General features: G+C 70.7%; 18 protein-coding genes. 4 read left to right on the top strand and 14 right to left on the bottom strand.

Annotated features, from left to right (window positions below):
- Positions 1–41 precede the first annotated feature (41 nt).
- From VHW64_RS00710 to VHW64_RS00695, 4 genes are all read right to left on the bottom strand, one after another.
- Positions 42–1,406 (bottom strand): metallophosphoesterase family protein, encoded by a 1,365-nt coding sequence (locus tag VHW64_RS00710; RefSeq protein WP_329648576.1) that lies wholly within the window; start codon positions 1,404–1,406, stop codon positions 42–44.
- Positions 1,407–1,672: 266 nt separating this feature from the next.
- Positions 1,673–2,749, bottom strand: a complete 1,077-nt coding sequence (locus VHW64_RS00705; protein ID WP_329648575.1) for a branched-chain amino acid aminotransferase — start codon at positions 2,747–2,749, stop codon at positions 1,673–1,675.
- Positions 2,750–2,895: 146 nt separating this feature from the next.
- Positions 2,896–3,999, bottom strand: a complete 1,104-nt coding sequence (locus tag VHW64_RS00700; protein WP_329648574.1) for a 3-isopropylmalate dehydrogenase — start codon at positions 3,997–3,999, stop codon at positions 2,896–2,898.
- Positions 4,000–4,019: 20 nt separating this feature from the next.
- Positions 4,020–4,148, bottom strand: coding sequence for a hypothetical protein (locus VHW64_RS00695; RefSeq protein WP_329648573.1), 129 nt, complete (start codon positions 4,146–4,148; stop codon positions 4,020–4,022).
- A gap of 385 nt (positions 4,149–4,533) precedes the next feature.
- Between VHW64_RS00695 and VHW64_RS00690 the strand changes: the two genes are divergently transcribed.
- A complete protein-coding gene (locus tag VHW64_RS00690; RefSeq protein ID WP_329648572.1) occupies positions 4,534–5,103 on the top strand; it encodes an O-methyltransferase in 570 nt (189 codons plus the stop codon).
- A gap of 73 nt (positions 5,104–5,176) precedes the next feature.
- Here the strand turns inward: VHW64_RS00690 and VHW64_RS00685 are convergent, their stop codons facing one another.
- The gene (locus VHW64_RS00685; RefSeq protein WP_414690434.1) at positions 5,177–6,919 is read right to left on the bottom strand and encodes an APC family permease; all 1,743 of its coding nucleotides are present in this window, start codon (positions 6,917–6,919) and stop codon (positions 5,177–5,179) included.
- An 84-nt stretch (positions 6,920–7,003) separates the two neighbouring features.
- Entirely contained in the window at positions 7,004–7,684 is a 681-nt protein-coding gene (locus VHW64_RS00680) for a hypothetical protein (protein ID WP_329648570.1), read from the bottom strand.
- A 62-nt stretch (positions 7,685–7,746) separates the two neighbouring features.
- On the opposite strand from VHW64_RS00680, the gene VHW64_RS00675 reads away from it, so the two are divergent.
- Positions 7,747–9,192 carry a PLP-dependent aminotransferase family protein gene (locus tag VHW64_RS00675; RefSeq protein WP_329648569.1) on the top strand — a complete coding sequence of 482 codons (1,446 nt, stop codon included), beginning with the start codon at positions 7,747–7,749 and terminating at the stop codon, positions 9,190–9,192.
- A gap of 30 nt (positions 9,193–9,222) precedes the next feature.
- On the opposite strand, the gene serA is transcribed toward VHW64_RS00675, so the two are convergent.
- A complete protein-coding gene (gene serA, locus VHW64_RS00670) occupies positions 9,223–10,821 on the bottom strand; it encodes a phosphoglycerate dehydrogenase (protein WP_329648568.1) in 1,599 nt (532 codons plus the stop codon).
- A 384-nt stretch (positions 10,822–11,205) separates the two neighbouring features.
- Between serA and VHW64_RS00665 the strand changes: the two genes are divergently transcribed.
- Positions 11,206–11,505, top strand: a complete 300-nt coding sequence (locus tag VHW64_RS00665) for a hypothetical protein (RefSeq protein WP_329648567.1) — start codon at positions 11,206–11,208, stop codon at positions 11,503–11,505.
- A 186-nt stretch (positions 11,506–11,691) separates the two neighbouring features.
- Here the strand turns inward: VHW64_RS00665 and VHW64_RS00660 are convergent, their stop codons facing one another.
- The 5 genes from VHW64_RS00660 to VHW64_RS00640 form a co-directional block, all read right to left on the bottom strand.
- Positions 11,692–12,966 carry a Dyp-type peroxidase gene (locus VHW64_RS00660; RefSeq protein WP_329648566.1) on the bottom strand — a complete coding sequence of 425 codons (1,275 nt, stop codon included), beginning with the start codon at positions 12,964–12,966 and terminating at the stop codon, positions 11,692–11,694.
- A gap of 1 nt (position 12,967) precedes the next feature.
- Positions 12,968–14,200, bottom strand: a complete 1,233-nt coding sequence (gene efeO / locus VHW64_RS00655; protein WP_329648565.1) for an iron uptake system protein EfeO — start codon at positions 14,198–14,200, stop codon at positions 12,968–12,970.
- Complete coding sequence (efeU, locus tag VHW64_RS00650; RefSeq protein WP_329648564.1) at positions 14,181–15,788, bottom strand: iron uptake transporter permease EfeU; 1,608 nt, start codon at positions 15,786–15,788, stop codon at positions 14,181–14,183. Before efeU ends, efeO begins: the two co-directional genes overlap by 20 nt.
- Before the next feature lie 155 nt (positions 15,789–15,943).
- Positions 15,944–16,735, bottom strand: a complete 792-nt coding sequence (locus VHW64_RS00645; RefSeq protein WP_329648563.1) for a class I SAM-dependent methyltransferase — start codon at positions 16,733–16,735, stop codon at positions 15,944–15,946.
- 19 nt (positions 16,736–16,754) lie between these two features.
- Positions 16,755–17,036, bottom strand: a complete 282-nt coding sequence (locus VHW64_RS00640; RefSeq protein ID WP_329648562.1) for a helix-turn-helix transcriptional regulator — start codon at positions 17,034–17,036, stop codon at positions 16,755–16,757.
- Positions 17,037–17,193: 157 nt separating this feature from the next.
- On the opposite strand from VHW64_RS00640, the gene VHW64_RS00635 reads away from it, so the two are divergent.
- Positions 17,194–17,529 carry a DUF6907 domain-containing protein gene (locus VHW64_RS00635; protein ID WP_329648561.1) on the top strand — a complete coding sequence of 112 codons (336 nt, stop codon included), beginning with the start codon at positions 17,194–17,196 and terminating at the stop codon, positions 17,527–17,529.
- A gap of 40 nt (positions 17,530–17,569) precedes the next feature.
- Here the strand turns inward: VHW64_RS00635 and ilvC are convergent, their stop codons facing one another.
- Together ilvC and ilvN are read right to left on the bottom strand one after the other, a co-directional pair.
- Positions 17,570–18,601 carry a ketol-acid reductoisomerase gene (gene ilvC, locus VHW64_RS00630; RefSeq protein ID WP_329648560.1) on the bottom strand — a complete coding sequence of 344 codons (1,032 nt, stop codon included), beginning with the start codon at positions 18,599–18,601 and terminating at the stop codon, positions 17,570–17,572.
- A gap of 124 nt (positions 18,602–18,725) precedes the next feature.
- Positions 18,726–19,268, bottom strand: a complete 543-nt coding sequence (gene ilvN / locus VHW64_RS00625; protein ID WP_329648559.1) for an acetolactate synthase small subunit — start codon at positions 19,266–19,268, stop codon at positions 18,726–18,728.
- Position 19,269 lies beyond the last annotated feature (1 nt).

Below are 19,269 nucleotides of genomic sequence, written 5' to 3'. Positions count from 1 at the left end.
CCTAGCCCGGCGTCAGGCCGACGACCGGACAGATGAAGGGGTCAGTACACGACGGTCTTGAGGTTGCCGCGCAGCCCGTAGGGGTCGTCGCCAGGGCGGTAGTGACCGAGCTTCTCGGTGTGCTTGAGCACCTCGCGGTGCTTCTGGACGAGCCGACCCCGGTGCACCGGGGAGCCGTAGTCGAGGTAGGTGCGCTGGCTCCTCGGGAGGTCGCTGCACCACAGGTCGTGCTCGCGGCTGGCCCTGAGGACCGGGACCTCGTAGAGGTCGATGACGAACCGCTTGTCGGGGAAGAGCCGACCCACGAGGTAGCTGAAGCCGTAGCGGAAGATGCACCCGTGGCTGATCTGCACCGGGCCGGTCCGGGAGTGCTGGTGCATCGTGGAGTCGTGGACCTCGCCGCAGAGGTAGAGGTCGACGCCCTCGCGGTCGAGCACCTTGTAGAACTCGGAGTCGCGTCCGTTCGGAACACGCAGCCGGCCAGAGGCCAGCCACCTGCTCGGCCAGATGATCGGGATGTGGCCCTGCACGATCACCGCATGGCCGCGCGCCTTCGCGTGCCGGATCTCCGAGCGCAGCCACCGCAGCTGGCCGTCGAAGACGCCGAGACGGACACCGTGCTGGTTGCGGTCGAAGCAGTCGACCGTGATGAGGGTCAGGGCGTCGGCGAACGACACGGAGTACGCCGAGAACTCCGCCTTCGTGCCGATCGGACGGCGCGCGTACCGCGGCGCTCCGCCGTGCCGGGTGAAGTGGTTGGCCCAGACGTCCTTGCAGTGGTCGACGAGGTAGTACCGGTTGTCCGGCGTGCCGTTCTTGTTGAAGCCCGTCGGGCTCCAGCGGTTGTTGAGCGGGCCGGGCCGGTCGTCGAGGATCTCGTGGTCACCGACCGCGGGGAACATCCGCAGGCCACGGCTGGTGAACAGGTTGCTGCCGTAGGAGTAGTAGACCCCGCCCGCCACGGTGACCGCGGCCTGGCCCATCGCGATGCTCTCGGGATCGATCCCCGAGCTGACGGCGCCGAACAGCTGGCGCTCACCGGTGTCGACGTTCCACCGGCCCTCGACCATGTCGCCGGTCAGGAAGACCGCGTCCGGCTTGCGGTCCACGACACCGCCGAGGCACTTGTCGATGGCTTGGGTCCAGGAGTCGTTGACGGAGTTGGGACCGCCGTCCCAGGAGGGGAGCACGCTGAGGTCGCCGACGTCGCCGTTGAAGAAGTCGGGCATCGAGACCCAGGTGAAGACGGGGTCCTTCGCCTCCCCGCTGGTCGCGGACAGCTCGAAGGGAGCATGGCCGTCGAAGGCGTGCGCGAGGCCTGACCGGGCTGCGGCGACGCCCGCCAGCGCCGAGAGTCCGGTGCCGCCCAGCGCCCCGAGCGCCGTACGACGTGAGACCGGTGCCATGCGATACCCCTACTTCCACGAGCGGAGCGAGTCCCCGCACACTGGGACGCCCGAAGTCACCCTTCGGTTCGGTCGGTGCTCAGACATTGTGCCTCGTCCTGGCTGAGACTTGGGTGAGACTTGGGTGAGGAATCCGCAACGATTCTCACAGAAACCTCACATGGAAGTCATTTCCGACACAGGGCGGAGTCGGATAGCGGACGGGGGTCCGCGCTTCTCGACCGGCGGCCGGTCAAGAGGTGAGTGGCCAGTATCACACGTCAGGCTCAGCAGATGCGGCGCATCCAGCCGAACGCGTCTTCGGCGCGGCCGAACTGGATGTCGACCAGCGCCTGACGGAGGCTCATCGTGACCTCGCCGGCCTCGGTGACCTCGGGCGTCTGGCCGCCGTCCCATCTCAGGGAGCCGACCGGCGTCACGACTGCCGCCGTCCCGCAGGCGAAGACCTCGGTGATCTCACCGCTGGCGAGGCCGTCGCGCCACTCGTCGACCGAGATCTTGCGCTCCTCGACAGGGTGGCCCATCTTCTGGGCCAGCTCGATGATGCTCGAGCGCGTGATGCCCTCCAGGATCGTGCCGAGCGCGGGGGTCACGATCCGGCCGTCGGCATGGACGAAGTACATGTTCATCCCGCCGAGCTCCTCGACGTACCGCAGCTCCTGGGCGTCGAGGAACACGACCTGGTCGCAGCCCTGGGCCGTCGCCTCCTGCTGAGCCACCAGCGACGAGGCGTAGTTGCCGCCGGTCTTGGCAGCCCCCATGCCGCCGCGGCCGGCGCGCGTGTACTCGGTGGTGAGCCAGAGCGTGACCGGCAGCGGGCCGCGCTTGAAGTAGGCCCCGGCGGGGCTCGCGATCACCAGGAACGTGACGTGCTCGGCCGGACGGACGCCGAGGAAGCGATCGGTCGCGATCATGAAAGGGCGGAGGTAGAGACTCTTCTCGCCGTCGGGGTCGGGGACCCACCGCTGGTCGATCCGGACGAGCTCCTCGACCGCCTCCACAAAGTCCGACGTCGGCAGCTCGGGCAGGGCCAGCCGGCGACTCGACCGCGCCATCCGCTCGGCGTTCGCCTCGGGTCGGAAGGCCCAGACTCCCCCGTCGGGATGCCGGTAGGCCTTCAGGCCCTCGAAGATCTCCTGGGCGTAGTGGAACACGGCCGTGGCCGGGTCGAGGCTGAGCGGACCGTACGGCGCGATCGCCGGCTCGTGCCACCCTTGGGCCGGGTCCCACTTCAGGCTGAACATGTGGTCGGTGAAGTAGCTGCCGAACCCTGGGTTCGCCAGGATCTCGGCAAGCCTGTCGTCGGCGACCGGCTCGGCCGTCGGCGTAATGCTGGTCTCCATGTCACGCACGGTAGCCCACCTTCTCTCTGTCACAGGAGTCACTCGATCCCCCGCTTACGCGGGGTTCTCGACACTTCCCGGGGGTTGCAGCGGCCAGGAAGTGCCAACTCCCCCGCTGAAGCGGGGGATTTGGCAGAGCGCGCGCGTCAGGCCAGGCGGGAGGCGATGGCGTCGCCGATCGCGCCGGTGCTTCGCCTGGCCCCGGGTACTCGCCCGGCGAGGTCGGAGATGACGGCCCCCTCGACGGCCCGCGCCGCCTCGGCGTGGCCGAGATGGTCGAGCAGGAGGCCGGCGGAGAGGATCGCGGCCGTGGGGTCGGCCACACCTTGTCCGGCGATGTCGGGGGCAGACCCGTGCACCGGCTCGAACATCGACGGTGCGGTCCGCTCCGGGTTGATGTTGCCCGAGGCCGCCAGGCCGATGCCCCCGGTCACCGCGGCGGCCAGGTCGGTGATGATGTCGCCGAAGAGGTTGTCGGTGACGACGACGTCGAACCTCGCGGGATCGGTGGTCAGGAAGATCGTGGCGGCGTCGACGTGCAGGTAGTCGACGCTCACCTCCGGAAACTCCCGGGCCACCGCCGCGACGATGCGCGACCACAGGGCACCTGCGTGGACGAGCACATTGGTCTTGTGCACGAGCGTCAGCGTGTGCCGCGGACGGGCCGCAGCGCGGGCGAAGGCGTCGCGAACCACCCGCTCGACGCCGTACGCCGTGTTGAGGCTGACCTCGGTCGCGACCTCGGCCGGCGTGTCCGCGCGCAGACGGCCGCCGTTGCCGGTGTAGGGCCCCTCGGTGCCCTCGCGCACGACCACGAAGTCGACCTCGCCGGGGTCGGCGAGGGGTGAGGGGACCCCGGGGTAGATCCGGGAGGGGCGCAGGTTGACGTAGTGGTCGAGCTCGAACCGCAGCCGCAGCAGCAGCCCGCGCTCGAGGATCCCCGCCGGGAGCCGCGAGTCACCGGGCTTGCCGCCGACCGCACCCAGCAGGATCGCGTCGTGGCCCCGGATCTCCTCCAGGACCGAGTCGGGGAGCACCTCGCCGGTGGCGAGGTAGCGGCCGGCACCCAGGTCGTAGTGCGTCGTCTCCACGGTCGCCGGCGCCGCGACGTCGAGGACCTTGAGTGCCTCGGCGGTGACCTCGGGGCCGATGCCGTCACCACCGACGACGGCCACCCGGAGATGCGCGGTCGCGGCACGACGCGGCTCGGAGGTCGACGCGGCTGCCTCGGAGGTCGGTTGGGCGGTCATGAGCGGCAGGCTAGGGCACGTCAGTTGTCGTCCGGGCGTTGCCCGCCGTTGTCCCGCAGGTCCAGGGAGGCCTGGAGGGCGTCGTGACTGTGCGGGTTGTCGGACTGGTGGTTCGCCGGACCCCAGGAGTCGGGGTACATGTCATACACGGTGCTGCTCCTCGTCGGGACGTCGATGCGTGGTGATGTGGCAGGGACGACGAGCCGCCGCGAGGCGGAGCCGGCGCATCCGGTCGTGGGTCGCACGAACGTGAGTCAGGCGCTCGGGTCGCGGATCGCGCGAGAGGTGAGTCCTGTGCGGATCCGCCGCGGAGCAGCTCGTCGGGCGACAGGACCGGTGGCGCAACGCCGAACACCGCGGCGAGTCGGTCCTGTCTGTCAGGACCCGCCGCGGCGAACGATAAGTACGAACGCGCTCCGCATGATGTGATCACGGTACGGCGGGGGTCCTCCGCGCGCACGCGGATAGGCGCAGGTGTTCACGATGCGAGACAACATTCCGTGATGAGAGACTTCCGGGCGTGAGGATCGGTCGATGAGCGCACCCCCCGAGCTCCCCGAGATCGTGACGCGGGCGTTTGCCGTGTCCCGGCGTGCCGGCTACGTCTCGTTCTGTCGCAACGAGACCGGACGCCTGCTGGCGGCGCTGGCGGCGACCCGAGCCGGCACGATGGCGGAGTTCGGCACCGGGTGCGGGGTCGGCACGGCCTGGCTGCGCTCGGGCGTGCGCGGCGCCGACACCCGGATCCTGACCGCCGAGCTCGATCCGAGGCTGGCGGAGGCCGCTGCCGAGATCTTCGAGTCCGACGACCAGGTCGAGGTCCTCGCCGCCGACTGGGCGACGCTGCTGGATCGCGGGCCGTTCTCCCTGTTGTTCCTGGACTCCGGCAAGCCGTCAGCCTCGAGTCCGGGGCGCGTGGCCGAGCTGATGGAGGACGGCGGCATCGTCGTCCTCGACGACTTCACACCGTGCGAGTCGTGGCCGCCGCTCTTCGAGGGCCGGGTCGACACGTTGCGCGAGCAGTGGCTCAGCGACGACCGGTTCGCCGCCGTCGAGGTGCTCGTCGCTCCCGACACCTCGGCCGTGATCGCCACCAGGCGCTGAGGGTCCCACCGGTCATCGGCGAGGCCCGGGACCTGATGGTCCGGGGCCCCGCTGATGGTGCTGGTCCGGGCCGTCAGTGGGCGGGGCCGGCCAGCTCCGCCTCCTCCGGGACGACGACCTCGTCGATCATGTGCTGGATGGTGCTGGTCGGCAGCGCCACCCGGATCGCCCAGTAGTAGATGATCAGCGAGAAGACGGCGCTGACGACCTGGGCCCAGATCACCGGCGCGAGTCCGGTGGTGCCTCCGAGCACGTGGCTCTGACCGGTCCGGCCGCTGAACGTGGAGAAGAACGTGATCGCACCGACGCCGATCAGGTAGACCGGCAGCCAGGCGGCCGCCTGGAGGTTGAGGACGTCGGGCCGCATCTCGCGGTTGAAGATCAACAGGCAGCCGATCAGCACGAGGATGCCGAGCTTCCAGTTCGTCTCCCAGCCGGACCACATGATGATCCACGTGGACACCACGAAGGCGGCCGGCGAGAAGAAGCCGCCGAGCGGAAGCCGGTAGGGCCGTTCCTGGTCCGGCAGGCGACTGCGGAACGCCCCGAAGGCGAGTGGCGCGCCGGCGTACATCAACACCGAGGCGCTGGTGATCAGACCGACTAACGACTGCCAGCTCGGGAACGGTAGGAAGCACACACATCCCGCGATGAACGAGACCAGCACGCCCACCCAGGGAACCTTGGAGCCGGTCAGCTTGCCGAACACCGAGTGGAAGTAGTCGTTGCGGGCCAGGCCGTAGGACACGCGCGCACCGGCCGCGGTGTAGATCAGACCCGTGCCGAGCGGCGAGATGACGGCGTCGATGTAGAGGATCGTGGCCAGCCAGCCGAGGCTGACCAGGGCCGCCACCTGCGCCCAGGGACCGGAGAACGTCGAGTAGATGCCGTGTACGGCCGGGTTGGCGGCGCCGTTGGCGAGCTCGGCCGGCAGACATCCGGGCACGTTGTTGGGGTTGCCGTCACACCACTTCGCTCCGATCGAGCTCGAGGGCAGGGCCAGCAGGAACACCAGCTGGAGCAGGATGTAGATGATCAGACCGAGGACGATCGAGCCGATCACCGCGATCGGGATGTCCCGCTTGGGGTTCTTCGACTCACCGGCGAGCTGGTCGGCCTGCTCGAAGCCGAGGTAGGCGAACACGATGCCGCTGAGCGGGATGGCCAGCAGGATCCCCTTGACGCCGTAGGGGTTGAACCCGTCGGCGGCGTGGAAGTTCGAGCCGTGCATGCCGCCGGCGAACAGCGCCACGATCAAGATCGTGGCCATCGGCACGCCGACCTTCCACCACGTCAGGACGGTGTTGGTCGCGGCCAGCGCCTTGACGCCGAGGTAGTTCACCGCAGCCAGGAGCGCCATCAAGATGACGGCGACTAGCAGACCCGTGTGGGTGAGGGTCTCGTCGGGCTTCAGCCAGCTCTTCGCGAAGTGGTAGTGGGTGGCGTACAGGATCGCTGCCGACACCTCGATCGGAGCGACGGTGACCGCCTGGAGCCAGGAGAACCAGCCGAAGCCGGCCCCTGCGATGCCGCCGAACGCGTAGTGAGGGAACCGAGCGGACCCCCCGGAGAGCGGGAACATCGCTCCCAGCTCGGCGTGGACCAGCGCCAGGATCAGGATGCAGATGCCGCCGATGATCCAGGAGATCAGAACCGCCGGACCGGCGTTGAACAGGCCCTTCTGAGCCCCGAACAGCCATCCGGACCCGATGATCGAGCCCATCGAGGCCCACAGGAGGCCGATCAGACCGATCTCGCGAGCAAGCTCGACCCCGGACTTTCCCTGAGGTTCCGCGGAAGCGGAACTGGTGTCCACTGACATACGCAGTAGCCCTTCTCGAGACGACTCCCCCGTTCTGGCATCTGCCAGAGCCGCGACGAGACTAGACCTAAGAGTGGCTCACGTCACACCTGTGTCCACGTCGCGCACAGATCCAGGTGCGATCACCAATGTGGGGAGTAGGAGCTGGCTCAGCGGCCCGATCGCGACGGCGTAGGCGAGCGTGCCCAGACCCGCCACGCCGCCGAGCAGCAGGCCGCCCACGACGACCGTCAGCTCCATGCCCGTGCGGACCAGGCGAAGCGAGCGGCCGGTCCGCCGGGCGAGTCCGGTCATGAGCCCGTCGCGCGGTCCCCGGCCGAGCTGCGCTCCGATGTAGGCGGCCGTCGCCACGCCCTGGAGACCGATCCCCGACACCAGCAGCGTCGCCCGGACGGCGAGGAGGTGCGGCGTCGGCAGGACCGACAAGAACGCGTCCGTCGACAGGCCGATCACCAACGCGTTGGAGATCGTGCCGATCCCGGGAATCTCGCGCAGCGGGATCCAGGCCAGCATCACCACGAAGCTGACGATCACCAGGGCCTGCCCGATATCGATCGGGAAGTGCCTGGTCAACCCGGAGTGGAGCACGTCCCAGGGAGCAAGGCCCAGATGGGCACGGACCATCAGGGAGATCGAGAAGCCGTAGAGCAGCAGCCCGGCGTACAGCTGGAGCAGGCGCCGCGCGAGCCGGCCCGTACGCAGCTGCGCGATCGGGCCCAGGTCGCTGAGCACGACGCGGGACGGCGCCACAGTGGTCACCCGTCCATGCTGGGACCAGATTGGCCTTTCCCTCAAGAGCCAATCGTGCAAAAGTGGCCTGCATGACCGGATCCATTGCAGCCACCCGACTCGCGGCACTGGTGGGTGAGTTCGACCGGTCTCCGGCGTACGCCGGCCTGGCCCAGCGGTTGCGCCTGCTGATCGCCGGCGGACGGGTCGACCTCGACCTGCGACTACCCAGCGAGCGCGACCTGTGCCGCGCCCTGGACCTGTCCCGCACCACCGTGACTCGCGCGTACGCCGCGCTGGTCGACGGGGGCTTCGCCGTGGCCCGGCAGGGATCGGGGACCTTCACCCGGCTGCCCGGTGGGCGCCGGCAGGCGTTCGACCGGTCCCTGACCCCGCACACGGGGTCCGAGGACCTCATCGACCTCAGCTGCGCGGCCTCGGCGGCGAGCCCGGGCCTTGCCGCGGCGTACACCGAGGCGGTCGCCGACCTCCCCCTCTACCTCGGCGGCACGGGCTACTTCCCCACCGGCCTGCCCGCGCTCCAGCAGGCGATCGCCGAGACCTTCGACGAGCGCGGCCTGCCGACGACCCCCGACCAGATCCTGGTCGTGCCGGGTGCGTTGTCGGCGCTGATGGTCGTGGCCTCGGGCCTGGTCAGACCCCGCGACCGAGCGCTGGTCGAGTCCCCCGGCTATCCGAACGGACACGCGGCCCTGCGCCGGGCCGGGGCCCGCCGGATCGCGGTGCCCATGGACGTCGACGGCTGGGACCTGGACGCCGTGGGCAGGATCGTGCGTGACGCGCGACCGAGCCTGGCCTACGTCATCGCGGACTTCCAGAACCCGACCGGCAACCTCATGGGCGACCCCCAGCGGGCGGAGTACGCCGACCTCCTGCGGCGGGCGGGGACCGTCCCGGTCGTCGACGAGTCGCACCAGGCGCTGCGTCTGGACGGCCGGCCGATGCCGCGGCCGTTCGCGTCGTTCGCACCCGAGGCCGTCACGATCGGGAGCGTCAGCAAGTCGATGTGGGGCGGCCTCCGGGTGGGCTGGATCCGCTGTCCCGCCGTGCTCACCGATCGCCTGGTGTCGGCGCGGATCTCCATGGACCTGGGCTCGGCCGTCCTCGAGCAGCTGGTCGCCGCGCGGCTGCTGCGCGACCGAGCCGGGCACTGGGGAGCCCACCGCGAGCGACTGCGCCGCCAGCGCGACGTCCTGGCCGCCGCCGTCACCGAGCGCCTCCCGGGCTGGCGGTTCCGGCTGCCTCGCGGGGGTCTCTCGCTGTGGTGCGAGCTGCCCGGCCACCACCGCGCGGGCGCCCTCGACCTCGCGGCCGAGGCGGAGCAGCGCGGCGTCGCCGTCTCACCCGGGCCCGCATTCAGCCTCGACGGAGGCCTGGACACGTTCGTCCGCGTGCCCTTTACCCGCCCCGAGGACGAGCTCCGTCTCGCGGTCGACCGGCTCGCCGACGCCTGGGAGGCCGTCACCACCGCCCCCGCGGCCCGCGCCGGCCGGCGCTCCCGGGTGATGGTCGCCTGAGGCCCGCGCCAGGGCCGGCCCGTACCCGGCTCAGCCGAGGTCGACGGCCCGGACGTACGCCGCGTCGATCGCGTGCTCGATCTCGGTCAGCGTCTCGGCGGGAATCGCCGAGTCGACCGACAGGGCGACCAGGGCGTGACCGCCCTTGCTGTCGCGCGAGACCTGCATGCCGGCGATGTTGACCCGTGCGTCACCGAGGATCTTGCCGACGGTCCCGACCATGCCCGGCCGGTCGGCGTAGGTCACGAAGGCCAGGTGGTCGGTGGGCTCGATGTCGACGGAGAAGTCGTTGATCGAGACCAGGCGCTCGCGCTGGCCGATGCCGACCAGGGTGCCGCCGACCGAGACCTGCGAGCCGTCGGCGAGAGTTCCGCGGATCGTGACGAGGTTGCGGTGGTCGGGGCTCTCCGCCTCGGCCACCAGGCGGACCGACGTACCGCGCTCGGCGGCCAGCAGCGGAGCGTTCACGTAGGTGACGGGGTCCTCGACGATGTCGGTGAAGATCCCCTTCAGCGCGGCCAGCTCGAGCACCTTCACGTCGTACTCGGTGATCTCGCCACGCACCTCGACGTCGATCTGCTGGGCGACCTCGGCGGCCAGCGCGGTGAAGACCCGCCCCAGCTTCTCGGTCAGCGGGATCCCGGGACGCACGTCCTCGGCGATGACGCCACCCTGGACGTTGACCGCGTCGGGCACCAGCTCGCCGCTCAGCGCCAGCCGCACGGACTTCGCCACCGCGATGCCGGCCTTCTCCTGGGCCTCGTCGGTGGAGGCCCCGAGGTGAGGTGTGGCAACGACGTTCTCCAGCTCGAACAGTGGGCTGTCGGTGCACGGCTCCTTGGCGTAGACGTCGATGCCGGCGGCGGCGATCTGGCCCTCCTTGAGCGCGGCGTACAGCGCCTGCTCGTCGACGATCCCGCCCCGCGCGGCGTTGACCAGCACCAAGGACGACTTGGTCTTGGCGAGCTCGTCGGCGCCGATCAGGCCGATCGTCTCCGGGGTCTTGGGCAGGTGCACGCTGAGGAAGTCCGACTCGCGCAGGAGCGTGTCCAGGTCGACGAGCCGGACCCCCATCTGGGCGGCCCGGCCCGCCTGGACGTAGGGGTCGTAGGCGATGACCTCCATGCCGAACGCCGCGAGCCGCTGGGCGACGAGCACGCCGATCCGCCCGAGCCCGACGATGCCCAAGGTCTTCTCGTAGAGCTCGATGCCGGTGAACCGCGATCGCTTCCACTCACCACCACGCAGGGAGGCGTGGGCCGGGCTGATCTGGCGGGCCGCGGCCAGGAGCAGCCCGATCGCGAGCTCGGCGGCGCTGACGATGTTCGACGTCGGCGCGTTGACGACCATGACGCCGGACTGGGTCGCGGCCCGGACATCGACGTTGTCCAGGCCGACACCGGCCCGGGCCACGACCGTCAGCCGCCGGGCTGCGGCCAGGGCCTCGGCGTCGACCTTGGTCGCGGAGCGGATCAGGATGGCGTCGGCGTCGCCGATGGCCGCCAGCAGCTCCGCGCGGTCGGCGCCGTTGCAGTGTCGGATGTCGAAGTCGGGCCCCAGGGCCTCGACGGTCGCCGGGCTGAGCTCCTCGGCGATAAGTACGACGGGCCGGTGGGTCGGGATGGTCACAGCGACGGTGTCCTCGGTCTCGGGAGTCCGGAAGGTGGGACGAGCGGAGCACTCTCGCACGACGCTGTGCGCGCTCGACTGTAGCCGACGCGTCGGCAGCCGCCCGGCGCACGTCTCACCGGCGCCGCTCTTGGCGCGAGCAGGTGCGGCGGTCCTCATCTCGCGGGTTCCGGCACGGAACGCCCCGCGCCTGCCTGAGGTCTCCGCCCGTGACCTCTCTCGGGACTCCCCGACGCGCGACGACGTCGGCCACGCCGTTCCACCTCGCGGCCACGATCGTCCTGGTGCTCTCGGGCCGGTTCGCCTGGCACCTCTACGACGAGCCGAAGAACCCGACGAGGCCGGGCTCAAGGCCACGGAGACGACCGGATCCTCGTCGGGGGGATGACGGGGGGCGATACGTCGTGTCCTGCGCTTCCGACTGCGCTGGCCGGCGACGAGGGCACGAGCATCAGCCGATGCGAGGGGCTCGCGGCGTACGCGCGCCAGCTGGGGCTCCCTCTCTCCGGCGCCGAGGACCTGTGGGTGACCGGCTCGGCCCTGCACCGCCGCTCCGGGACCGTCTCCGTCGCGCTCACCCTGACCTCCGGCGATCAGCGGCTCCGCGTGGATGTCAGCTGGCGGATGACCTACGTCGACGGCCACTGGTGGGTGACCGGGTTCGCCGGCGGGCACCGGACCTGACCTCCCGGACGGACTCCGATCACACCGACGGTCAGGCCGCTGACGCCCCCGGCAGCTCGCCCCTTCGAGGTCCTGGTCTGCCCTTGTCGCCGCAGTGCGGCGTACTTATCTGCCGGGTCGGCGCACCTCGGCGTACTTATCTGCCGGGTCGGCGTGATCTGGCTGCACCTTTGTGCCTGGTCGGCGTCAGGCGAAGAGGGCCTCGCCGAGGTAGCCGCCGACCTTGGGGGCCGGAGGGACGGCGAACACGGCCGACCCGATGTGCGAGATGTACTCGTTGAGCAGGTCCGAGCCACCCAGCCTCGTCTGGAGCGCCACGAAGTGCCGCGGGTCGTTCAGGTAGGCGATGAAGAGGAGTCCGGCATCGAGCTGGCCGAAGGGGTTGATCCCGTCGGTGTAGTTGTAGGAGCGACGCAGGATCCGGATCCCGCCGTTGTTCTCGTGGGCCGCCAGGGCGATGTGGGAGACCGGGGAGATGTCGTCCTGCCCGTGACTCCTGGCGTGGAAGTCCGGGGTGTCGAACTCGCGGGTGCCCGACAGCGGCGCCCCGACCACCTTCGAGCGCCCGAAGACGTGCTCCTGGTCGCTGACCCGGTCGGCGTCCCAGATCTCGATGTTCATCCGGATCTTGCGGGCGACCTGGTAGGTGCCGCCGTCCATCCAGTCGACGTCGTCGTGGAGCCACACGTACTGGTCGAACTCCGAGGGCTCCCGGAGGTTGCGGGTGCCGTCCTTGAACCCCAGCAGATTGCGCGGGGTCGACTGGCCCAGGCCGGCCGACGCGCGCCCGAAGCCCATCACCGTCCACCGCGTGTCGACGACCCCGCGACCCATGCGTGCCAGGTCGCGGACCGCGTGGTAGGCGACCTGGGGGTCGTCCGCACACGCCTGGAGACTGAGGTCCCCTCCGGTGGTGGCCCGGTCCAGGTTGTCGCTGGGGAGCCGGGGCAGGTCGCGCAGCAGTCGCGGGGCACGGTGGCCCAGCCCGAGGTCGGGCCCGAAGATGCCGGGTCCGAGCCCCAGGGTCACCGTCAGCGAGCTCGGCCCGATGTCGAGCGCCTCGCCGGTGTCGCTGCCCACGCCCTCGCCGGACGTCGGCTGCACCGTGCCGATCGGCTTCCCGGCCATCATCTGGGCGATCGCCGCCGACCATCGGGCGAGGAGGACCTGGAGGTCGCGCGTCGTAGGACTGGTGAGGTCGAAGGTCATGTAGACGCAGTACCGCTGGGGCGGCGTCTCGATCCCCGCCTGGTGCAGCCCGGTGTAGAAGGCGACGCTGCGGTCCAGGTCGATGGTGTCGCCGGAGTCGACGGCGTCGTTGGAGGTGTCCCGATGACCGGCCATCGCGGCCGCCGCTCCGGCGCCGGCCACGACGCCGCCCACCGCGCCGGCGCCGGCCACGAAGCCACGTCGGGACAGCAGGCTGCGCCGGCTCTCGTCGTTGGCAGATGACGGGGTCATGTCAGGCCGTGACCACCTTCTCGGCGAGCTTGGACAGCGAGTCCTGGAGCGCCTGCACCGACTGGCTCAGCTTGTTGGCCGCCTGGTGCCGCAGCGCCGGTGTCCAGCGCTCGTAGCCGCCCAGCGCCTTCGGGTCACGGTAGGTGTCGAGCAGTGCGTCGGTCTGGTCGAAGCGGTGGGAGATCTGTCGGGTCATCCCCGCGTCGATCTTCCTCAGGCCGGGCTCGAGATAGGCGAACGCCTCCTTGGCGCCCTCGAGGTTGCCCGCGAAGTCGACGAGGTCGATGTGGCTGTAGTCCTCCTCCTCGCCGGTGATCTTGCTGGACTGGACCTCCTCGAGCAGGCTCGCCGCGCCGTTCGCGAGGTCCTCCGGCCTGTAGCTCAGGGTCTTGACCACCTTGTCGAGCTTGCCGACGTTGCGCGTGAGCTCGGCGGCCAGCCTCTTGGTGGAGGCCGTGATCCGATGGCGCGCGAAGAGGTCGCGCTCGACGGCGTGGAAGCCGTGCCAGCCGACGGCGGGGTCGAGGTTGCTGGCGCGCATGTCGATGAGGTAGTCGAGGTTGCCGCGGTTGTCGGTCGGCTCGAAGCCCGGCAGCACGAAGCCGTCGACGTCCGACTCGATCCGCTCGTAGTACGGCCGAGCCTCGGCGTAGGCCCGCTGCGAGACGGCGAGGTTGCCGGAGCCGACCGCCCGCTGGAGCGCGGCGACGGCGTGCACCATCGCGGAGACCTGGGCGTCGGCGTACGTCGCGTACTCCTTGGCGCCGTCGCGCAGCAGCGCCTGGGTGGTGCCGCCCTGCTGGGCCACCTGCCCGGTGACGGTGAGCGCGGTCATCTCCGGCGAGCCGCCGGGGCAGTAGACCTGGTAGGAGCCGCCGCCGAGGGTGACGGTGAAGCTCACCGGCTGGAGGCCCGGAGCGAGGTTCTCCTTCTCGCCCAGGATCCGCTCGTCCTGGAGCAGCTCGACCTCGGTGATGCCGGTCGCGCTCTGGTTGTCGACGGTGAAGGTCACCGGACCGGCGGCGACCGAGCTCTTGCTGAGCGCACACGTGTCGGTGCCTCCGCTGGCGGTGAGCTTGACGGCGACCTCGGTGACGCCGTTCCCCGAGCTGCCACCGCTCGGTTGACCCTGCGCCGACTCGCTGCTGGACCCGCTGCCGCAGGCCGTCAGGGCGAACAGCGCAGCGGCGGTCGCGGCCGCCGCGCAGGTGCGGCTAGCCAGACGTGCTGACATGGTGCTTCCTTCCTGTCCGTCCGGCGTCTGCCGGAGGTGCGTCCGGGGCGCCGCCCCCGCCGGGAGCTGGTGTGGGCGCGGCCCGGCGGGCTCGCCTGCCGCGGAGGCCGGTGAGTCCGAGCCAGCCCGCAAGGACGACGAGGAAGCCCGGCAGCCAGTACTTCCACAAGGTCCGGTCGCCCCGGGCGGTCTGCGCCGCGGAGATCCGTGACTCCACCTGCGCGGTGTACGACGCCGGCACGTGCCAGGAGGTCGCCACCCCGGGCTCGGAGACGGTCAGGACGCGCTCGGAGGTCAGCCCGCCGCTGGTGAGGGTGAGTACCAGGTCGCCCCTGCCCGCGGCCGAGACCAGCCCGCCGTCGTACGTCGTGGCGACGACCGTCGTGCGGTCGTTCCAGGCCGCGCGGTAGGGGCCGGGACTGCGACCGATGTCCAGGCCGACCGGGACCCGCTGGCCGGTGAACCGGAGGAGCTGGGTGAGGGTCAGCGTGGCCGGCAGGGTCGGCGTCGTACCCGCGGTCGCCGACGACCACGACGTCGTCCCCGACAACGCTCCCGACGTCGCGCTACCGCGGACCAGAGCGACCGTGTGGTGGCTGCCACCGGTGCTCACCTCCAGGCCGGCGCGGGTGCCCGGCTGGTCGATCGTCGCCGTCCCGCCACCTGCGACCGGTGCCGAGGCGGGCACCTCGGCATGCGGCAGCGGAACGACCAGCGCGAGGACCACGGCGACCGCAGCGAGCACTCCGGCGCCGGCCAGACGCGCCCGGGGCATCAGCGCCGCCGGGGGGCGCAGCCGGCTCGGCCACAGGGTCAGCGCCAGCATCGGCACGAGGTAGCAGGCCCACCCGAGCAGCTCGACGACCCGCGGGTCCGCGGGCATGCCGAGGACGCCGCTGACCAGGGCCGCGCGGACCGAGCCCGTGGGTGCGAGCCACGAGAGGTCGACCGTGCGCCCCTGGCCGATGGTCACCCAGCTCGCCTCGTGGCCGGTGCGCAGCGCCGAGAGGACCAGGCCGGCGGCCACCAGGATCAGGAAGACGCTGGTGACGGTGAAGAAGCGGCCGAGGTTGATCCGGACCCCGCCGGAGAACATCGCGTAGCCGAGGACGATCGCGGCCAGGATGCCCAGGACGGCCCCCACGAAGGCGCTCAGCTCGCTGCTGGCGGCCTGGAACGTGGCGAGCAGGAACACCGAGGTCTCGAAGCCCTCGCGCAGCACGGCCAGGAAGACCATCGCCACCAGTGCGGCCGAGGTGCCGTTGGACAGGGCCCGCTGGGCGGCACCCTCGAGCTCACGCTTCATGAACCGCGCGTGCGTGCTCATCCAGAGCACCATGCCCGTCACGAACCCGACCGCGACCAGCCCGATGACGGTCTCCATGCCCTCCTGCTGACGCTGGGGCAGGTTCTGCTCGATCAGCTTCAGGGTGACGCCGACCCCGATGCTGAGGGCAACGGCGGCCGTCACGCCGTACCACATCGGGCGCAGCGAGGCGCCGTTGCGCCGCAGGAACGTCGCGATGATCGTCACCACGAGCACGGCCTCGAGACCCTCGCGAAGACCGATCACGAACGTCGGCAGCATGCGGCCCCTCCCGGGTCGGGCGGGACGGGCGTCCCGCGGTGGCCGCACTCTATCTTAGGTAAGCCTAACCTTCACAGGAGGTCCGCGGCCGGCCCTGCGCACGGCCGGTCAGACCCCCGGACGCCGCCGCGCGGCGGGGCTCGCTGAGACGCGCACTAGACCGTGCGGATCACCAGCTCCCCGTGGGGGATGGAGATCCACCCGTCGGGATCGGCGGCCCAGGCCCGCCAGGCCTCGGCGATCTCCTCGAGCTCCGCGGGCGTCGCCATCCGTTGGTCGAGCAGCTGGCGCGCCAGGGCGGAGCCGGTGATCCGGTCGGCCCACATGCCGCCCCAGGCGGCCCGGCTGTCTGGGGTCGCGTAGCACCACGTGCTGGACGTCGCGGTGATGTGCTGGAGACCGGCGGCGTGGGCCCACGCCACCAGGCGGCGCCCCGCGTCGGGCTCGCCGCCGTTGGCGCGGGCCGCGGTCTGGTAGAGGTCGAGCCAGTGGTCGAGTCCGGGCAGGCGGGGGTACCACGCGAACGCCGCGTAGTCGCTGTCACGGACGGCGATCACCCCGCCGGGCCGGGTCACCCTCGCCATCTCGCGCAGGGCCCGGACGGGGTCGGCGACGTGCTGGAGCACCTGGTGGGCGTGGACGACGTCGAACTCGCCGTCGGCCAGGCTCAGGTCGTGGACGTCCTCGACCAGGACCTCGACCCCGGACACCCCGCGTTCGGCGAGGCCCGCGGAGAGGATCCGCGCGGCCTCGTCGTGGGCCTCCACGGCCACGACCTGACGGACCAGGCCGGCGAGGTCGGCGGTGATGGTGCCCGGCCCGGCGCCCACGTCGAGCAGCCGGTCGCTGGGTCGCAGGTAGGGCAGGACGTACTCGCAGCTGTTGGCCGCCGTCCGCGTTCGGTGCGAGCGGAGCACGCTCTCGGCGTGCCCGTGCGTGTAGGTCATGACCCGACCCGGGCGCGTGCTACGGCTTCAACGGTCCCTGGGGCGTGATCTCGGGAATCAGGTCCACGACCGAGATCTCCAGCACCTCGCACAACGAGAGCAGCGTCGAGAGCCGCGGGTTGAGCGGCGACCCGGGTCGCGACTCGCCCTTCTCGAGCTTCTGGTAGGTGTAGGAGGCTATCCCCGCGAGATGGGCGGTGCGCTCCTGGCTCAGGCCGCGCTTCCCCCGGGCACGTTGCAGGCGGACGCCGACCTCCCGACCGAACTCCTCCCACGTCGGTCTCCTCCGCTGTCTCGACACGCTGACGATTGTGCTGGCCGGGTCGCGTCATGGAACCACCTCGGTGTGGGAATCTCGGGATGACGTCGCGACTGCTGTGGACGAGCAGCCCGGCGACCGGTGGCGATGTCGGTCGCCATCCCTAGTGTCTCGGGCGAGCCCCGAGGAAGGAGGAACGATGAACGCCCCCAGCCATCCCGGTCTGGGCTCCGACGACGCCTGCCCCCCCTGGTGCCGTCGAGACCACACCGCGGGTGACCACCCCGAGGACCGGCACCACCAGAGTTCGGCCCACCTCGTCGCCATGGTGACCGGCCGGCCGACGCTGGATCCGGACGACCAGGCGCAGCCCGTCTCCGCGGTGATCCGGCTGGTGCGACGACTGGGGTCGGAGACCACCTGGCTGGAGCTGCTGAGCGAGGAGGGCCCCGAGGTGCGGCTCGTGGTCACCACGGAGTCCGCGCGCCGGCTGCTGCTCGACGTACAGCGCCTGCTGACCACGGCCGAGACCTGAGCCGCCTCGCGGCACCGCCGCTGCGGTCGTGTGGGTCGGCTCAGCTACGGCCGGCGTGTCCGTCCTGGTAGTCGTCGTCGTGTGACTTGACCCAGGCCATCAGCTTGCGAAGCTCACGGCCCGTGCCCTCGATCGGGTGCTGCTCGCCCTTGGCGCGCAACGCCTTGAACTCGGGACCGCCCGCGTCCTGGTCGTCGATGAACCGCTGGGCGAAGGAGCCGTCCTGGATCTTGGCCAGCACGGCCTGCATGTTCTGCTTGACGTGCTCGTCGATGACCAGCGGGCCGGAGACGTAGTCGCCGTACTCCGCGGTGTCGGAGACCGACCAGCGCTGCTTGGCGATGCCGCCCTCGTACATCAGGTCGACGATCAGCTTGAGCTCGTGGAGGCACTCGAAGTAGGCGACCTCCGGCTGGTAGCCCGCCTCGGTGAGCACCTCGAAGCCGTACATCACCAGCTGCGACGCACCTCCGCAGAGCACGGCCTGCTCGCCGAAGAGGTCGGTCTCGGTCTCCTCGGTGAACGTCGTGCGGATGCCGCCGGCGCGCAGCCCTCCGATCCCCTTGGCGTACGACAGGGCGACGTCCCAGGCCTTGCCGGAGGCGTCCTTCTCGACCGCGACGAGGACCGGCACGCCCCGCCCGTCGACGTACTCACGGCGCACGAGGTGACCGGGCCCCTTCGGCGCGATCATGATCACGTCCACGCCGTCGGGCGGCACGATGTAGCCGAACCGGATGTTGAAGCCGTGACCGAAGACCAGCGTGTCGCCCGGGGTGATGTTGGGCTCGACGGACTCGGCGTACAGCTTCCGCTGCACGTGGTCGGGAGCCAGGATGACGATGACGTCGGACTCCTCGACGGCCTCGGCCGGGGTCAGCACCCGCAGTCCCTCGGCCTCTGCCTTGGGACGCGACTTGGAGCCCTCGGGAAGGCCGACTCGGACGTCGACGCCCGAGTCGCGCAGCGAGAGCGCGTGGGCGTGGCCCTGGCTGCCGTAGCCGAGCACCGCGACGTTCTTGCCCTGGAGAACGGACAGGTCGGCGTCGTCGTCGTAGAACATCTGGGCCACGGTGGGCTCTCCTCCGGTGAGTGTGGGTCGACTGACAGGGTGGGACTTCTTGGGGCTTTCTGTCACTTATTGGGGGTTGCAGCGGCCAGGAAGTGACAAATCCCCCGCTTCAGCGGGGGATTTGTCAGCCGCCACCAGCAGCAGTGGGGACGGCGACGGGGCGGGTGGTGCGCTCGCTGATCGAGCGCGAGCCGCGGCCGACGGCGACCATCCCGGACTGGACCAGCTCGCGGATGCCGAACGGCTCGAGGACCTGGCGGAAGTCACGCAGCTTGTCGGCGTTGCCGGTGACCTCGATGGTCACCGCATCCGGCGCGACGTCGACGACCTTGGCGCGGAACAGCTGGACGGCGTCGAGCACCTGGCCCCGAGTGGCGGCGTCCGCCCTGACCTTGACCAGCATCAGCTCCCGGTTGACCGACAGCGGGCCGTCCAGCTCGACGATCTTGATCACCTCGACCAGCTTGTTGAGCTGCTTGGTGACCTGCTCGAGCGGAGAGTCCTCGACGTTGACCACGATCGTCATCCGCGAGACCTCGTCGTGCTCGGTGGGTCCGACCGCGAGCGACTCGATGTTGAAGCCGCGCCGGCTGAACAGGCCCGCGATCCGGGCCAGGACGCCGGGCTTGTTCTCGACCAGCACGGACAGGGTGTGGGTGGCAGACATC

Source organism: Nocardioides sp., from assembly GCF_036267815.1.
Lineage (GTDB): Bacteria > Actinomycetota > Actinomycetes > Propionibacteriales > Nocardioidaceae > Nocardioides.
This window is presented reverse-complemented; position numbering and strand designations above follow the sequence as displayed.

Excerpts from the sequence above, each read along its gene's own strand:
- VHW64_RS00710 (WP_329648576.1), bottom strand. The coding sequence starts at position 1,406 with ATGGCACCGGTCTCACGTCGTACGGCGCTCGGGGCGCTGGGCGGCACC.
- VHW64_RS00705 (WP_329648575.1), bottom strand. The coding sequence starts at position 2,749 with ATGGAGACCAGCATTACGCCGACGGCCGAGCCGGTCGCCGACGACAGG.
- VHW64_RS00700 (WP_329648574.1), bottom strand. The coding sequence starts at position 3,999 with ATGACCGCCCAACCGACCTCCGAGGCAGCCGCGTCGACCTCCGAGCCG.
- VHW64_RS00690 (WP_329648572.1), top strand. The coding sequence starts at position 4,534 with ATGAGCGCACCCCCCGAGCTCCCCGAGATCGTGACGCGGGCGTTTGCC.
- VHW64_RS00675 (WP_329648569.1), top strand. The coding sequence starts at position 7,747 with ATGACCGGATCCATTGCAGCCACCCGACTCGCGGCACTGGTGGGTGAG.
- VHW64_RS00665 (WP_329648567.1), top strand. The coding sequence starts at position 11,206 with ATGACGGGGGGCGATACGTCGTGTCCTGCGCTTCCGACTGCGCTGGCC.
- VHW64_RS00660 (WP_329648566.1), bottom strand. The coding sequence starts at position 12,966 with ATGACCCCGTCATCTGCCAACGACGAGAGCCGGCGCAGCCTGCTGTCC.
- efeO (WP_329648565.1), bottom strand. The coding sequence starts at position 14,200 with ATGTCAGCACGTCTGGCTAGCCGCACCTGCGCGGCGGCCGCGACCGCC.
- efeU (WP_329648564.1), bottom strand. The coding sequence starts at position 15,788 with ATGCTGCCGACGTTCGTGATCGGTCTTCGCGAGGGTCTCGAGGCCGTG.
- VHW64_RS00645 (WP_329648563.1), bottom strand. The coding sequence starts at position 16,735 with ATGACCTACACGCACGGGCACGCCGAGAGCGTGCTCCGCTCGCACCGA.
- VHW64_RS00635 (WP_329648561.1), top strand. The coding sequence starts at position 17,194 with ATGAACGCCCCCAGCCATCCCGGTCTGGGCTCCGACGACGCCTGCCCC.
- ilvN (WP_329648559.1), bottom strand. The coding sequence starts at position 19,268 with ATGTCTGCCACCCACACCCTGTCCGTGCTGGTCGAGAACAAGCCCGGC.